This is a genomic window from Bacillus sp. NTK034 (assembly GCF_017303275.1).
Classification (GTDB): domain Bacteria; phylum Bacillota; class Bacilli; order Bacillales; family Cytobacillaceae; genus Cytobacillus.
This window is the reverse complement of record NZ_JAFKOJ010000001.1, coordinates 524,296-539,449: the sequence shown is the minus strand read 5'-3', so window position 1 is coordinate 539,449 and position 15,154 is coordinate 524,296. Positions and strand designations below refer to the sequence as shown.

Genomic DNA, 15,154 nt, shown 5'->3' with positions numbered 1-15,154 from the left:
TTTAAAGAGGTGTGGGAATAAGTTGTCTCAATACAAAACACCGCTGTTCAGCGGTTTGCTTGCACACGCAAAAAAGGATCCGGTACAGTTTCATATACCCGGCCACAAAAAAGGTGCCGGGATTGATCCGGAATTCAGGGAATATATAGGTGATAATGCACTCGCCATTGACCTGATCAACATTGGTCCACTCGATGATCTTCATCAGCCAAAAGGCATTATAAAAGAAGCACAGGATCTTGCAGCAGAGGCTTTTTGGGCGGATAAAACATTCTTCTCTGTACAAGGAACGAGCGGAGCCATCATGACCATGGTTATGGCTGTCTGCGGGCCAGGGGATAAAATCATTGTTCCGAGGAATGTTCATAAATCCGTCATGTCTGCAATTGTTTTTTCAGGGGCAACCCCTATTTTTATACATCCTGAAATTGATGAAAACCTGGGTATATCTCACGGCATTACAACTGAGTCAGTCTCGAAAGCACTGGAACTTCATCCGGACGCCAAAGGGGTATTAGTAATTAATCCTACTTATTTCGGTGTATCTGCTGATCTTAGGAAAATTGTTGAAATAGCCCATTCATACAATGTGCCTGTACTTGTGGATGAAGCACATGGTGTGCATATTCACTTCCATGACGAACTTCCATTATCAGCCATGCAGGCCGGCGCTGACTTAGCAGCAACGTCAGTCCACAAACTGGGCGGATCGATGACACAAAGTTCAATATTAAATATGAAAGGGAATCTTGTTTCGGCCAAAAGGGTACAATCCATTTTAAGCATGCTGACAACAACTTCCACTTCTTATTTATTGCTTGCCTCCTTGGATGTTGCCAGAAAACGTCTTGCGACTGAAGGAAAGGACCTTATTCAAAAGACTATTGATTTGGCCCAGTCCATTCGCCGCCGCATCAATGAAATTGACCGGCTATATTGTGTCGGCGAAGAAATACTGGAAACAAAAGCGGCGCATGACTACGATCCGACCAAATTGATTATTTCTGTCAAAGAACTTGGCATGAATGGTTTCGATGTGGAAAATTGGCTCCGGGAACATCATAATATTGAAGTAGAAATGTCTGATTTATATAATATTCTTTGCATCGTTACCCCCGGTGACACTGAAAGAGAAGCTGATATTTTAGTTTCTGCTCTTGCCGAACTCGCTAGTGAGCGCAAAGGAAATACTGAAAAGCTTGAAACTCAAGTGCTGCTGCCTGATATTCCCGTTTTATCACTTACACCCCGTGACGCATTTTATGCTGATACAGAACTGGTTCCATTTGACGAGTCAGAAGGAAGAATTATCGCTGAATTCATTATGGTTTATCCACCCGGAATACCTATATTTATTCCAGGAGAAATCATTACTAAGGAAAACCTGCGTTATATAAAAACGAATATGGAAGCGGGACTTCCAGTTCAAGGGCCTGAAGATTACGACTTTAAATATCTTCGTGTTATTGAAGAGCACCGGGCCATCAGATAATGCAAAAGAGCCTTCCACTTTTAGGAAAGGCTCTTTTTATGATTAACGATTATTTTTTGTATTCTCTGTTTTTTCTCCGTCACAGCAATTACATTTTTTTGAATATAGTACAGTTACTTTTTCATCCTCAAAATGATCAATAGTTGAATTGCAAGCCTGGCATACGATTGTACCCATCTTTTCATTCTCCTTTTCATTGAGTTTTAATTTTAGTTGAAAGCGCTTTATCTATATATCAATAATAATATAACACTATTAATTTATCAAGCCTAATTGTATAACATAATTATTGTTTTTTATTGGTATTTACGTTAACGCCATTTATAAACCTTTATTATTAGTATGACATAATAAAAAAAACAGACCAATTTGGCCTGTTTTTTTTTGCTTAATCGTATTGTTCTTCAAAACGCGCACCGGGGATTGCTTCTGAGAAAAACTCGCTTAAATCAGCCGCCTGTTCATATAAATCAAGCTTGAATGCCTTTTGCAAGTATTCGATGTCTTCGAGATCTTTAGGGTCGAGGAGAGTTGAGCGGCCAGTCTGCATACAAATAACCAGAGGCTTGGAAAAGAAGAGGTTTGTATAGACAATTCCAAAATCATAACGGGTTGACTCTGTCGTAAAGCCAACAAAACGGACATTCACGTTTTCATGCTCATCATAGAGCTTCTCAAATAAATCCATAAAATTCCTCCTTTTTAAATAAATATTTAGAATATTATTATAATTTAATATAGGCGATTTGACAAGTAATTTAATTTTGCCTTACTATTTTAAGTTGTCATAAGATTTTATCTAATGCTAGAATGAAGGAGGACGTTCGTTACCATAATTTTGGGGATAATGGGGGGATAGATGTTGGCGGCTAATTCTTTTATCAAGCTGGTTCCTTCATCAGCTAAGGAAAATATTTCAACAGAAGAGCTTAAAGAACTTTTCTTATATTATAAGGATATTACAGGCAAAACAGGCAATCAGATAAATTGGGACTATAATGATGCAGCCTTTCCTTATGAAATTAAAGAGAAGCCTGATGCAAAAGGAACCTGGTTTTACCTTTATTCTGACCATGACCGATATAACGCCATATTGCTAGGCGTTGATAAAGAAAAAGTTATTGAGGAAGACGGTTCTGAACGGGAGCAGGCGTACATACAGGTTACATTGCCGGAAGGTGCAACATTTGGAGATAAAGGTAAAGCAAATGAATTTTGCAAATTTCTCGCTAAAAAGCTGCAAGGTGAATTGCATCTCTTCAATGGAAGAATCATGTACTATTATAAAAAAAAATAATTGATTCCAATAAAAACGTTGAGAACAGCAGCTGCTGTTCTCATTCTATTTCCTGGCTGATTTGAGCGGGATCAACTGTGGTAAATCCTTTATTCTGCAGACCTTTCACAATATCCTCTAGAGCTTCTTTTGTCCATTGCCTATCATGCATCAATAAGTTTGCACCATTCACTAAAAAGGGTGAATTAATCATTATATCTGCCAAAGCTTCTTTTGACTGATATTCCTTTTCCCAGTCATATCCGTATGTCCAATTCATGAGGAGCATGTTTTCATCCTTGGCGACTTTTCTGCTGTAGTCAGAAATGGATCCGAATGGTGCCCGGAAGAACTTTGGCCTCTCTCCAATAATCTCTTCTACTCGGTCATTAAGACCAACAATTTCTTTATACTGCTGTGCCTCTGATAAGGTTTTCAGGTTGGGGTGGCTGTATGTGTGATTACCGATAGCAAACCCAAGTTCGTGTATTTCCTTCAAAACTTTTGCTTCTTCCGGAGTATCAATGAAGTGCCCATTAACAAAAAATATAGCCGGTGCAGCTAGTTTTTTTAAGATCCTGGCCATCTCCAATGCATTTTTATCCGGCGCATCGTCAATGGTCAGTAATACAACTTTTGAATTTGCCTGATTCATTGGTTCTATTGTCCAATTACTTGCATTTATCCTATATTGCGGTTCTAATAAGGATACTGCTTCTTCTTCCGGCTCTTCTTCGGCATCTTCTTTATTCTTCTCCGATTTCGATTCATGAAATTTGGAATGGTCATCCGAATTATTTTCTTCTTGCTTATACTCTTCTTTTTCCAATTCTGATGGCTGACTTTCAACCGCAGTATGATCCGTACACGATGCCAGAATCATTAGAAAGAAAACACCTATGACAAGTCCTGTTATTCTCATATTGACCTCCTGCAGTGCATATTCCTTTAAACTCACACCAATAAGTGTTAGTATGTAAAATGGCCTTTTTAAAAGAGTTGTTCCCCTTTTTGACACCTTACCATTACCTACTGATTTTACCCGAAACAGGTCCGTTTTGAACATTCAAAAGTAAAATTCAGAATTCAGTTTTTGATCTTTACATCCTTTCGATTTTACATTGGCGATCTTTTTCGGGAAGCTGCTCTCCCCTGCTGAGCTTCAAAATGCTTTAAAAAATCAAGCTATACTGTCAGAAATGCGGAATACTTATTTTCCTGCATTTTAAGGATTGGGAGTTTTACAGAATTATTTTATTTAGGTTCATTTTATTAAGAATTGGAGGGATTGGATGAAGAAACTGACACCCGTTTTTACGGTTTCAGTCATATTCACAGCAATATTTATTTTATGGGGACTTGTCCCAAAGACCATACTGCCAAAAGGCAATCTTGATTCTGTTACATCAACTATTCAAGGATTCATATTGGAGAAGTTCGGCTGGTTTTACCTATTATCAGCTTCTATCTTTTTGATTTTTTCAATCCTATTAGCATTCAGCAAATACGGGAATATTCGTCTGGGCAAGGATGCAGATAGGCCAGAATATAGCTATTTATCCTGGTTTGCCATGCTTTTTAGTGCCGGGATGGGAATAGGCCTGGTTTTTTGGGGAGTATCAGAACCAATGTATCACTTTTATGCACCTCCATTTCTGGAAGGACAGACACCAGAAGCAGCTAGGGCAGCCATGAGGTACTCCTTTTTCCATTGGGGTCTTCATCCATGGGCTATTTATACTGTCATTGGGCTTGCACTCGCGTATTTCCAGTTCAGAAAAGGTGCACCGGGAGTTATCAGCTCCATTTTGAGGCCAATTTTAGGGAGCAAAGTGGATGGGCCGCTGGGCGTAATAATTAATTTTATTGCCGTCTTTGCTACTGTTTTTGGAGTTGCAACATCATTAGGTCTGGGTGCTATTCAGATTTCCGGAGGACTATCTGGAATATTCGGCAGTATCGGTAATAATTTCACCACTCAATTAATTATTATTATCGTTGTAACCGTCTTGTTTATGCTTTCAGCACAGACTGGATTAAACAAAGGAATAAAATATTTAAGTAATTTAAATATTATCTTAGCAATTTCTTTATTATTATTTCTGCTGTTTGTAGGTCCGTCTAACTTTATAATGGACCTGTTCACAACGACGATTGGCTCTTATCTTCAAAACCTTCCATCCATGAGCTTCAGGCTCAGCCCCTTTGATCAGGAGCTGACATGGTTTCAGGATTGGACCATTTTTTATTGGGCATGGTGGATTGCCTGGGCGCCATTTGTTGGTACGTTCATAGCCAGAATATCCCGTGGAAGGACAATAAGAGAATTCGTTATTGGTGTACTTGCTGTTCCCACCCTATTTGGGGCACTTTGGTTCTCTGTTTTTGGAGGAACAGGTATATACCTTGAATTCTTCGAGGCTAAGCCTATTATGGAAACAATTGAGCAGCAGGGAATGGAAGTAGCACTGTTTACTGTGTTTGATAACTTCCCTTTCAGCACTGTTCTCAGCTCATTGGCTATCTTCTTAATCAGCACATTCTTTATTACTTCTGCAGACTCAGCTACTTTTGTTCTGGGAATGCAGACGACGAACGGAAGCCTGAACCCTCCGGGTAAAGTAAAATTTGTCTGGGGCATTATTCAATCAGCATCTGCAGCCATCCTTTTATGGACAGGAGGTCTCGAAGCACTCCAAAGGGCTTCCATTATAGCTGCACTTCCATTTACCATCATTATGCTTCTAATTGTGGTTTCGCTGGCTAAATCGTTTAAAGAAGAAGTCATCCCGAAAAAAAACAGCTGATAAAGCCTAAAAAAATCGGCACCTGCAAAAGGTGCCGATTTTTTCTCTTTTCCCGTAACTTTACCAATGAGACAAGTAGGACATTGCAAAATGGAAAGATGCATATAAGCTTAGGCTCATAACAGTTACCATAAATGTTTTTTTAGCAGACTTAATTACCCAATTTCCAATGTTTATTGCCAAATAGAAAAAAACAAAAAACATAATGACTTTATATATGAGCTGGTCATATTTTGACAGCCATTCAATGAAAGTATATCCGCTCCAAATTAACATCTGCAGCAAAAGAGCTGTATAAATCTTCATACACTCCACCACCAAATTTTTTAATCCTTACCCGTTATTTTAATAGAAGAAACACTTGTGTATGTAATATATGTTGAAAAGGATATTCTTATTTTTCATTTCTGTAACATTTGAATGACAAGCCAAAATTTTCTATCGCTATATGATAAAATACTCATTAATATTAGATACTTATTATGAATTGCTCATCAACTGTTAGAAGACTGGAAAATTACCAAGACTTCTATACTACTTCAGATAAAACAATCTTATGTCATAAGGTGGAATTTATAATAAAGTGAGGGCAAAATGATGAAAGGTCTGCCGCTGATATTAATTACTGCACTCTTGTTTGTGACCTCTTCATGCAATCATAAGGAAGTAAAAAAAGAGCTGAAGATAGACGATAGTGTTAAACAGCTCATTTTTTTCACGGATAATAAACAATATGAACAGGAAATTGCCTATTATGATGCCATCATCGAATTAAAGAGCAACTATCCGGAACTGATTAAGAATATGAAAGTCATTACAGCATCTGAATCCAGCCATATAAGCAATTATAATGTAGAGAACTGCCCTGCCATGCTGCTGGTATATCAAGATAAAGTGATTGTAGAAATAAAAGGCACTGTACCCAAAGAGAAGATTATTAATCCACTTGCCGATGCTATGGATGAAAAATAATCATCATTTACAAAAAAATCCTCCCCTGGCAGGAAGGATTTTTTTAATTATTATTTTACAATGTGAATTGGGCTTCCAATAGCAACTTCTGCTGCTTCCATTGTGATTTCACCCAATGTTGGATGAGCATGAATAGTCATGGCAAGATCTTCTGCAGTCATGCCTGCTTCAATAGCCAAACCTAGCTCAGCAATCATATCAGAGGCACTTGCGCCAGCGATTTGGGCACCGATTACTAGGCCGTCTTCTTTGCGTGTCACTAGCTTTAAAAAGCCGTCAGTGGAATCAAGCGCAAGGGCACGGCCATTAGCTGCGAATGGGAACTTCGCTGCCGTAACTTCGATTCCTTCTTCTTTAGCCTGCTGCTCAGTATATCCTACAGAAGCCAATTCAGGCTCAGAGAATACCACAGCTGGGATTGCTAAGTAATCAATTTCTGCGTTATGGCCTGCAATTGCTTCTGCAGCAATCTTACCTTCGTAAGAAGCTTTATGAGCCAATTGAGGACCTGCAACAATATCACCAATAGCATAAATGTTGCTTACATTCGTACGGCATTGTTTATCGATTTCAATAACACCGCGTTCAGTCATTTTAATGCCGGCTTGTTCTAAGCCCAGTTCGTCTGTATTTGGACGTCTTCCAACCATTACAAATACATAATCTGCATCAAGAGATTTCTCTTCGCCTTTTTCTTCAAACTTAACGGTAACTCCGTTTTCATTCTCTTCAACACCTTTAGCAAGTGCCTTCGTAATGAATTCAACGCCTTTTTTCTTTAAGTTCCGTTTAACAAGTGATGACATTTGCTTCTCAAAACCGATAAGGATATCATCTGCACCCTCAAGAACTGTTACTTGAGAACCAAAATTCGCATAAGCTCCGCCAAGTTCAATTCCGATAACACCGCCGCCAATAACGACGATTTTTTCAGGAATCTCTTGAAGTGCAAGGGCACCTGTTGAATCAAGAACTCGTTTAGAGAATTTAAACGCTGGCAATTCAATTGGACGAGATCCTGTAGCAATGATCGCATTTTTAAACGTATAAGTTTGTGCGGAATTATCATCCATTACACGAAGGGTATTCGAATCAACGAAGTAAGCTTCCCCGCGTACGATGTCGACTTTATTGCCCTTTAAAAGACCTTCTACTCCTCCAGTAAGCTTATTAACTACACCGGATTTAAATTCTTGTACTTTTGTAAAGTCAACTTTTACATTTTCAGCTGTAATACCCATTACATCTGAGTGCTTTGCATTCTCGTAGCGGTGGCCTGCTGCGATTAAAGCCTTTGAAGGAATACATCCAACGTTTAAGCAAACTCCGCCCATATTAGCTTTTTCTACGATTGTTACTTTTTGTCCAAGCTGTGCTGCGCGAATCGCTGCAACATATCCACCAGGACCCGCACCAATGACTATAGTATCTGTTTCGATTGGGAAATCTCCTACTACCATTTGTTATTACGCCTCCATTAACAATAGTTCTGGATCGTTCAGTAAACGCTTGATGTGATTTAATGCATTTTGTGCAGTTGCTCCATCAATAATTCTGTGGTCAAAGCTTAGTGACAATGCCAATACTGGAGCAGCAACAATTTCTCCATCCTTCACTACTGGCTTTTCAGCTATGCGGCCAATTCCAAGAATCGCAACTTCAGGATGATTGATAACCGGAGTAAACCATTGACCGCCGGCAGAACCGATATTTGTAATTGTGCATGAAGCACCCTTCATTTCATCTGGAGAAAGCTTGCCATCACGCGCTTTACCAGCTAGCTCATTGATTTCATTTGAAATGGCGAATGTAGACTTGCGGTCTGCATCCTTAACAACTGGCACAAGAAGACCTTTTTCAGTATCCGCTGCAATACCGATGTTGTAGTAATGCTTTTGAATGATTTCACCTGCTGCATCATCGATTGAAGTGTTTAGTGCCGGGAATTCACGCAATGCACTTGTTAATGCTTTTACCACATAAGGAAGGAATGTAAGCTTAATTCCTTTATTAGCTGCAACTTCTTTAAATTTCTTGCGGTGTGCAACAAGTTTTGTAACATCAATTTCATCCATTAATGTAACGTGTGGAGCCGTATGCTTAGAGTTTACCATAGCTTTCGCAATAGCTTTACGGATTCCGCTCATTTTCTCGCGTGTTTCTGGATATTGTCCAGCAGGAATCGCCTGTGCAGCTGCAGGTGCAGTTTCTTTTGCTTCAGCTTTTGGTGCAGCTTCCTCTGCAGGTGCTTCAGCAGACTGAGCTTGTGCCCCGCCATTCAGGAAGGCATCAATGTCAGCTTTTTGAATGCGCCCATTTTTGCCGCTTCCAGCTACCTGGCGAATGTCCGCGCCTTTGTCACGAGCATATTTTCTAACAGAAGGCATCGCAATAATGCGGCGGTTAGGATCAACATCAGCCTCGGAAATAACTACTCCTTCTTTTGGTGCATCTTGTGCAGGAGCTTCTTCCTTCTTCACGTCCTGGCCAGCTTCAGCTGTTGCCTGTACTTGTGCTTCTGTTTTTTCTTCTTTAGGAGCCTCATCTTCATGGTCTCCCTTAAATTTAAGGTCTTCATATCCTGGAGCATCAAAAGTGATCAATACTTGACCTACAGTTGCGACTGTACCTTCTTCAACAAGAATTTCTTCAACTTTACCTTTAACAGGGGAAGGAATCTCTACAACTGCTTTATCATTTTGAACTTCACAAAGCACGTCATCTTCTTGTACTTCATCGCCTGGCTTTACAAACCACTTGACGATTTCACCTTCATGGATACCTTCACCGATATCAGGCAATCTAAATTGGAATGCCAATGGAATTCACCCTCCTATTATTTCGCTCGTTCATAGTAAAACACGTCAGGGGGATATTTTCCCCCTTGTGTTATCAGTTATATACAATTAAAATTCAAGAACTTTTTTAGCTGTCTCGATTACATCTTTATAGTTTGGAAGCCAAACCGTTTCAGCTTGCGGGAAAGCAAATACAGTATCTGGTGCAGCTACACGCAGGACTGGAGCTTCCAGGCTGAGAATTGCACGATCATTGATTTCTGCAACGACATTTGCTGCAATACCAGCTTGTTTTTGCGCTTCCTGAACAACTATTGCTCTGCCTGTTTTCTCAACAGAAGCAATAATCGTTTCGATATCAAGCGGTGCAACAGTACGCAAGTCAATTACTTCAACTGACTTGCCTTCTTTTTCAAGCTCTTCAGCCGCTTTTAATGATTCATGAACCATTGCGCCGTAAGTCACAATTGTTAAGTCTGAACCTTCACGCTTTACTTCTGCCTTGCCTAGAGGAATAGTATATTCTTCTTCAGGGACCTCCTGGCGGAAAGAACGGTATAATTTCATGTGCTCAAGGAAAATAACCGGGTCGTTATCACGGATAGCTGAAATAAGCAACCCTTTTGCATCATAAGGTGTTGACGGGATAACAACTTTAAGGCCAGGCTGTTGAGCCATTAAGCCTTCAAGGCTGTCCGCGTGCATTTCAGGAGTATGTACGCCTCCCCCAAATGGTGAGCGGATTGTAACAGGTGCGCTGTATCTTCCGCCAGAGCGGTAACGCATACGTGCAAGCTGGCCGGAGATAGAATCCATTACTTCGTAAACGAATCCAAAAAATTGAATTTCAGGTACCGGACGGAAGCCCTGTAAACCAAGACCGACTGCCAGACCGCCGATTCCGGATTCAGCAAGTGGTGTATCAAATACACGCTCTTCGCCGAATTCTTTTTGAAGGCCTTCGGTAGCACGGAAAACGCCGCCGTTTACGCCCACATCTTCACCGAATACCAAAACATCCGGATCGTTGCGCAATTCTGTGCGAAGAGCATCAGTAATTGCCTGAATCATTGTCATTTGCGCCATGGCTTACTTCGACTCCTTTTCTTTGTATATTTCATACTGTTCTTTTAGGTTATAAGGCATTTCTTCATACATGATGTTCATAAGGTCAGTAACCTTTTGTTTAGGTGTGTCATCAGCCTTTTTAATTGCTTCTTTAATATCTTCTTTTGCTTGTTCAATTACTTCGTTTTCCATGTCTTCATTCCAGATGCCCTTATCTTCAAGGAACTTGCGGAAACGAACAAGCGGATCTTTCTTTTCCCATTCATTATCAAGATCAGAAGTACGGTAACGTGTTGGATCGTCACCAGCCATTGTGTGTGGACCGTAGCGGTAAGTCAAAGTTTCGATTAGTGTAGGACCTTCACCATTCAATGCACGTTCACGCGCTTCACGAACAGCTGCATACACAGCAAGCGGATCCATACCATCAACCTGAATTCCAGGTATTCCGGCTGCCACTGCTTTTTGTGCAATTGTTTTCGCGGCTGATTGCTTTTCTACAGGAGTAGAGATGGCAAAGCGATTATTTTGAACAATGAAGATAGCAGGTGCTTTGAATGCTCCTGCAAAGTTGATGCCTTCATAGAAGTCACCTTGTGAAGCACCGCCGTCGCCAGTATAAGTGATGGCAACTTTCTTTTCGCCGCGCTTCTTCATTCCAAGAGCGACCCCTGCAGTCTGAATATATTGGGCTCCAATGATAATCTGAGGTGAAATGACATTTACACCTTCAGGGATGTTTCCGCCTTCGAAGTGTCCGCGGGACCATAGGAAAGCCTGGTATAACGGAAGGCCGTGCCATATGATTTGAGGAACATCACGATATCCTGGAAGAATGAAATCTTCTTTCTCCAATGCAAAATGGGATGCAAGCTGAGAAGCTTCCTGTCCTGCAGTAGGAGCATAGAAGCCCAAACGGCCTTGTCTGTTAAGTGAAATAGATCGCTGATCAAGAATGCGAGTATATACCATACGGCGCATTAATTCCTGAAGCTGCTCATCGCTTAAGTCAGGCATAGCTGATTCATTAACAACCTTGCCTTCTTCGTTTAAAATTTGTAGAGTTTGGAACTGTTCTTCAACTGTTTCGAGCTGTTTTTTAGCATCGAATTGTGCCTTCTTTGTTTTAGAAGCCATATCAGTCACCCTTTCCTTTCATAAAAAGACGTTAATTAAGAGTTTTTATACACAAAATTTAGGTTACCCAAAACGAAGCCATATTAGATACTCTTTCAAAGGCATAAAGTTTTCTCATTTAGGCATGTTTTATTAAGCATCTCTAAATAGCAGAACATGTGACTGCCATATGCATACTTTTAAATAGTGTTCCACAGATCACTTCTAAAAAAACGTCTTTCTGTTCATCTTTAACTATCATATTCTGTATCAATTTATTTTGCAACATAATTGATACAGAAATAATTACGAGATTTAGTTTAATACACCTTCAAGACCTTAGTCAATTACCTTGCTTTTTGTTTTTCACAGTATGCATACTTTTTATATTTTTTATTGATAACCTAAACTGTATTATCGGCTTATTTCTATCTGTACTATAAAAAACTCTTATATTTTGATGTGTTATAGTAAAGAAAAATCACCTGTCATTATCTTAAAATAAAAAGAACTGCTCCCAAATAGAAAGCGGATTCATTGTGAGTCTCTGTTTCCTTCCATTCCTGCTTTTAGAATAGCCAAAAAGCAAAAAAATGCCGGGCATAAATATGCCGGCATTAATATTATTCTTCTGTATTTACTTCAAGACCTGCTTCTTTATAGAAATCCAGTTTTGATTCATTATACTCTTTTGTTTTTTCATTGAACTGCTTATTTGAAGCCAGTATTTTTTCATACATGTCATTTATTTTGCTTACCTGGTCTTCCAGCTGTTCTAGAGTAAGATCTTCCTTTTTAAACATGGCATATAACTCTTTATCTAATTGCGTCGCTTTCGAATAATCCTCGTAAAGAGTGTCATGGATTTTATACCTGTCCATCATAATTTCATACAGCTCTTTGGCTTTATCTTTTAATTTTTGATCCTCTATCTCCTCTATGATCGGAGATAATGATTCAAATTCATTTTTTGACGCCAGGATGCTTTCCTGCTCTTTGTCCATATGAGTTATCCGCTGATCCACAATGGAGGAAGCTTCATCAGACAGCTTTTTAATTTCCTCGAAATCCTTCATTCCCAGGTTGATAATTTTATCGTATAATTCCTTTTCTCTTTTCTCCAGCTTTACGAGCGGTTCCTGCTGCTTCTCAAATTCCTTTTCTTTAGCTACTACATCCTCCAGCACATCATACATTTTTTCCTCCGGATCAGGACTGTTCATACAGCCTGTGAGGATGAAAGCCCCTATGATAAAAACAAGCAGCAGTCTGCTTTTGTTCAAAATCGACACATTGAAACCTCCTTACTAATAACATTTTTAACTATAAAGGTACCTGTCCGGTTTGACAATAGCCCTTTGGTTTGACACACTTCGCACCATTGCAGAGCTTGTCCTTTTTACAAGTATAATTTAAATCTATTCACTTCATTTTTCCTTTATGACTTGGGCAAAGGCCTACACCAAACATCATATGAAACATAGGCTATATTAATCGTCCGATGCGGCAAGTCAAAAAAAAATGGACGATAATCTTACTTTAGGGAGGTTATCCTTCATGTACGGATATGGCGGATACGGTTATGGATGCGGTTATCCAGTAGCAGGAGCCGGCTGCGGCAGAGGATTTGCGTTAATTGTAGTATTATTCATTCTCTTAATCATAGTTGGCTGCGCTTGCTGGAAGTTTTAATTACTTGAGAAGGTGCCAAGGGCGCCTTCTCTTATTAACTTTTTTGCCCCGCTCTGATAGACTGAATATAATTAAATAGACACATGGCTTTTTTGGGCTATGCCATTTGATCTTCTTGCCAATAATTTAGCCATTTTTCTATTCTTTATTACTTAGCGGGAGTGATAATCATGCTGAGCATGAAAGATATTATTCGCGACGGCCACCCAACTTTAAGGAAAATTGCCGCGGAAGTGAACATGCCTCCATCTTCAGAAGAAATACAAATCTTAAAAGAAATGATGGAATATGTAAAAAACAGCCAGGATCCAGAGCTTTCTGCAAAATATGGCTTAAGGGCCGGCATTGGTTTAGCTGCTCCTCAAATTAATATTTCGAGGCGGATCATCGCTGTTCATGTTACCTATAACCAGGAGCTATACAGTTATGCTCTCTTTAACCCTAAGATCATCAGCCATTCTGTGCAGCGTTCTTATCTGGCTGCTGGGGAGGGCTGTCTATCTGTTGATGAATCCATACCCGGTTTTGTGCCCAGATATGCAAAAGTGACTGTAAAAGGTACCGACCTGGAGGGCAAAGAAGTTAAACTTAAGCTTAAAGGGCTGCCAGCCATTGTATTTCAGCACGAAATTGATCATTTGAACGGAATCATGTTTTACGATCACATTAATAAACAAAATCCGTTACAGCCGATTGAAAATGCAATTGCTATAGAACGGTAGATTGCTGCTGCATAGCATAACAAAAGGAAAGCCTCCAGATAATTATACGGATGCTTTCCTTCATTTTCTATATTAATTGAAGTTCCTTTAGTCCCTTCCAAATTCCTTCATCGTCCACGCCGGAAGTTACATGGTCTGCTGCCTTCTTAACCACATCTTCTGCATTGCCCATTGCTATCCCGGTTCCGACAGCGTTAAGCATCTCTATATCATTTAGTCCATCTCCAAACGCATATACATCCTTCAAATCAAACCCAAGCCTTTTTATCATTTGTTTTATTCCCTCAGCTTTAGACCCGCCTGCAGGCAAAACATCAACAGAGTATGGATGCCACCTGATAAAGCCAAAATCAGGATATATAGAAGAAGAAATATACTTTTCCTCATCCTTTTCCTCACAGAACAGCAGCGATTGATATAATTCCCTGCCGCTGTAAAACTCACGATCTTCCTCCGGATGCGGGAACTTTAAGCTCCCCATGCTTTCCTCAATAAATGCATGGTGGTGTACAGTAGATTTCATCGTTTTCTCATTCATAAACACCAATGGATGCCCGTTTGACTGTGCATGCAGGTATAGCTTTTCAATCTCAGATGATTTTAGAGGATTCCGGTAAATAGGTTCGTTTTCGAATACTACATATTGACCATTAAAGCTGACAAATGAATCAATATCAAGATCGCTGCGAAGACTTTCAAACATGAAAGGAGCCCTGCCGGTAGCAATTGCCACGAAAGTCCCATTCTTTTTCAGCTTGACGATTGCCTCTTTCGTACTGTCCGGCAAGTTTTTATCGTGATCTAATAAAGTCCCATCTATATCAAAGAAAACAATCTTTTTCATTTAAAAATTAACTTCCTTTCAAGCGTTATTTTACTGGCTGCTATTATATGATTTCCATATGATTTACCGTAATAAAACACTAAACCCACAAAGTTAAAAAGTCAATTTCCGTGCTATAAACAATGAATATTTCCATTTTTATCCACGAGAGATTTAACTATCTTACCATATAATATAATTAAGAAAAGCGGAAGCTCCTTCCCCCACTTACACCCTCGAGGGGCAGGGCTGCTTGCGCTAGACCGTTAGTAAAAAGACCTCATTATTTACAAAAATCTGTTTAAAACGTCCTTGCTGCCTTTACTTTGGACAAGGATCGTTTAAAATAGAAAGTAAGGAGTTGATCCACTATGTTAAAGAAGCTGAG

General features: G+C 39.6%; 16 protein-coding genes. 6 read left to right on the top strand and 10 right to left on the bottom strand.

Translation table 11 applies throughout. The features are described 5' to 3' along the window. Positions 1–22 precede the first annotated feature (22 nt). Positions 23–1,492 (top strand): aminotransferase class I/II-fold pyridoxal phosphate-dependent enzyme, encoded by a 1,470-nt coding sequence (locus JI665_RS02815; RefSeq protein ID WP_206836000.1) that lies wholly within the window; start codon positions 23–25, stop codon positions 1,490–1,492. Positions 1,493–1,534: 42 nt separating this feature from the next. Here the strand turns inward: JI665_RS02815 and JI665_RS02810 are convergent, their stop codons facing one another. Then, a complete protein-coding gene (locus tag JI665_RS02810) occupies positions 1,535–1,669 on the bottom strand; it encodes a GapA-binding peptide SR1P (RefSeq protein WP_019381676.1) in 135 nt (44 codons plus the stop codon). A 211-nt stretch (positions 1,670–1,880) separates the two neighbouring features. Then, complete coding sequence (locus tag JI665_RS02805; protein WP_206835998.1) at positions 1,881–2,180, bottom strand: DUF3055 domain-containing protein; 300 nt, start codon at positions 2,178–2,180, stop codon at positions 1,881–1,883. A gap of 171 nt (positions 2,181–2,351) precedes the next feature. Between JI665_RS02805 and JI665_RS02800 the strand changes: the two genes are divergently transcribed. After that, the gene (locus tag JI665_RS02800; RefSeq protein ID WP_206835996.1) at positions 2,352–2,789 is read left to right on the top strand and encodes a DUF1885 family protein; all 438 of its coding nucleotides are present in this window, start codon (positions 2,352–2,354) and stop codon (positions 2,787–2,789) included. Between the two features lie 40 nt (positions 2,790–2,829). On the opposite strand, the gene JI665_RS02795 is transcribed toward JI665_RS02800, so the two are convergent. Further along, the gene (locus tag JI665_RS02795; protein ID WP_206835994.1) at positions 2,830–3,690 is read right to left on the bottom strand and encodes a polysaccharide deacetylase family protein; all 861 of its coding nucleotides are present in this window, start codon (positions 3,688–3,690) and stop codon (positions 2,830–2,832) included. A gap of 370 nt (positions 3,691–4,060) precedes the next feature. On the opposite strand from JI665_RS02795, the gene JI665_RS02790 reads away from it, so the two are divergent. Further along, positions 4,061–5,575 carry a glycine betaine uptake BCCT transporter gene (locus JI665_RS02790; protein ID WP_206835992.1) on the top strand — a complete coding sequence of 505 codons (1,515 nt, stop codon included), beginning with the start codon at positions 4,061–4,063 and terminating at the stop codon, positions 5,573–5,575. A gap of 60 nt (positions 5,576–5,635) precedes the next feature. On the opposite strand, the gene JI665_RS02785 is transcribed toward JI665_RS02790, so the two are convergent. Beyond that, positions 5,636–5,881, bottom strand: a complete 246-nt coding sequence (locus JI665_RS02785) for a hypothetical protein (RefSeq protein WP_009330977.1) — start codon at positions 5,879–5,881, stop codon at positions 5,636–5,638. Positions 5,882–6,169: 288 nt separating this feature from the next. On the opposite strand from JI665_RS02785, the gene JI665_RS02780 reads away from it, so the two are divergent. Continuing rightward, positions 6,170–6,547 (top strand): small peptidoglycan-associated lipoprotein, encoded by a 378-nt coding sequence (locus tag JI665_RS02780; protein ID WP_206835991.1) that lies wholly within the window; start codon positions 6,170–6,172, stop codon positions 6,545–6,547. Between the two features lie 50 nt (positions 6,548–6,597). Here the strand turns inward: JI665_RS02780 and lpdA are convergent, their stop codons facing one another. The 5 genes from lpdA to JI665_RS02755 form a co-directional block, all read right to left on the bottom strand. After that, on the bottom strand, positions 6,598–8,007 hold the full coding sequence (gene lpdA / locus JI665_RS02775; RefSeq protein WP_206835989.1) for a dihydrolipoyl dehydrogenase: 1,410 nt from the start codon (positions 8,005–8,007) through the stop codon (positions 6,598–6,600). A 6-nt stretch (positions 8,008–8,013) separates the two neighbouring features. Next, positions 8,014–9,366 (bottom strand): dihydrolipoamide acetyltransferase family protein, encoded by a 1,353-nt coding sequence (locus tag JI665_RS02770; RefSeq protein ID WP_206835986.1) that lies wholly within the window; start codon positions 9,364–9,366, stop codon positions 8,014–8,016. Positions 9,367–9,453: 87 nt separating this feature from the next. Further along, positions 9,454–10,431: an alpha-ketoacid dehydrogenase subunit beta gene (locus JI665_RS02765; protein ID WP_206835984.1), complete on the bottom strand. Its 978-nt coding sequence runs from the start codon at positions 10,429–10,431 to the stop codon at positions 9,454–9,456. Between the two features lie 3 nt (positions 10,432–10,434). Next, positions 10,435–11,550, bottom strand: a complete 1,116-nt coding sequence (pdhA, locus tag JI665_RS02760; protein WP_009330982.1) for a pyruvate dehydrogenase (acetyl-transferring) E1 component subunit alpha — start codon at positions 11,548–11,550, stop codon at positions 10,435–10,437. A gap of 602 nt (positions 11,551–12,152) precedes the next feature. After that, positions 12,153–12,821: a YkyA family protein gene (locus JI665_RS02755; protein ID WP_206835981.1), complete on the bottom strand. Its 669-nt coding sequence runs from the start codon at positions 12,819–12,821 to the stop codon at positions 12,153–12,155. 265 nt (positions 12,822–13,086) lie between these two features. Here JI665_RS02755 and JI665_RS02750 point away from each other — a divergent pair, with 265 nt between their 5' ends. Further along, complete coding sequence (locus tag JI665_RS02750; RefSeq protein ID WP_081757237.1) at positions 13,087–13,221, top strand: YjcZ family sporulation protein; 135 nt, start codon at positions 13,087–13,089, stop codon at positions 13,219–13,221. A 170-nt stretch (positions 13,222–13,391) separates the two neighbouring features. Next, on the top strand, positions 13,392–13,943 hold the full coding sequence (def, locus tag JI665_RS02745) for a peptide deformylase (RefSeq protein WP_206835978.1): 552 nt from the start codon (positions 13,392–13,394) through the stop codon (positions 13,941–13,943). Between the two features lie 67 nt (positions 13,944–14,010). On the opposite strand, the gene JI665_RS02740 is transcribed toward def, so the two are convergent. After that, positions 14,011–14,787: a Cof-type HAD-IIB family hydrolase gene (locus JI665_RS02740; RefSeq protein ID WP_206835975.1), complete on the bottom strand. Its 777-nt coding sequence runs from the start codon at positions 14,785–14,787 to the stop codon at positions 14,011–14,013. Positions 14,788–15,154: the final 367 nt, after the last annotated feature.

Coding starts and splice junctions, on each gene's coding strand:
- JI665_RS02790 (WP_206835992.1), top strand. CDS start 4,061: ATGAAGAAACTGACACCCGTTTTTACGGTTTCAGTCATATTCACAGCA.
- def (WP_206835978.1), top strand. CDS start 13,392: ATGCTGAGCATGAAAGATATTATTCGCGACGGCCACCCAACTTTAAGG.
- JI665_RS02740 (WP_206835975.1), bottom strand. CDS start 14,787: ATGAAAAAGATTGTTTTCTTTGATATAGATGGGACTTTATTAGATCAC.
- JI665_RS02805 (WP_206835998.1), bottom strand. CDS start 2,180: ATGGATTTATTTGAGAAGCTCTATGATGAGCATGAAAACGTGAATGTC.
- JI665_RS02750 (WP_081757237.1), top strand. CDS start 13,087: ATGTACGGATATGGCGGATACGGTTATGGATGCGGTTATCCAGTAGCA.
- JI665_RS02795 (WP_206835994.1), bottom strand. CDS start 3,690: ATGAGAATAACAGGACTTGTCATAGGTGTTTTCTTTCTAATGATTCTG.
- JI665_RS02785 (WP_009330977.1), bottom strand. CDS start 5,881: ATGAAGATTTATACAGCTCTTTTGCTGCAGATGTTAATTTGGAGCGGA.
- pdhA (WP_009330982.1), bottom strand. CDS start 11,550: ATGGCTTCTAAAACAAAGAAGGCACAATTCGATGCTAAAAAACAGCTC.
- lpdA (WP_206835989.1), bottom strand. CDS start 8,007: ATGGTAGTAGGAGATTTCCCAATCGAAACAGATACTATAGTCATTGGT.
- JI665_RS02810 (WP_019381676.1), bottom strand. CDS start 1,669: ATGGGTACAATCGTATGCCAGGCTTGCAATTCAACTATTGATCATTTT.
- JI665_RS02780 (WP_206835991.1), top strand. CDS start 6,170: ATGATGAAAGGTCTGCCGCTGATATTAATTACTGCACTCTTGTTTGTG.
- JI665_RS02800 (WP_206835996.1), top strand. CDS start 2,352: ATGTTGGCGGCTAATTCTTTTATCAAGCTGGTTCCTTCATCAGCTAAG.
- JI665_RS02765 (WP_206835984.1), bottom strand. CDS start 10,431: ATGGCGCAAATGACAATGATTCAGGCAATTACTGATGCTCTTCGCACA.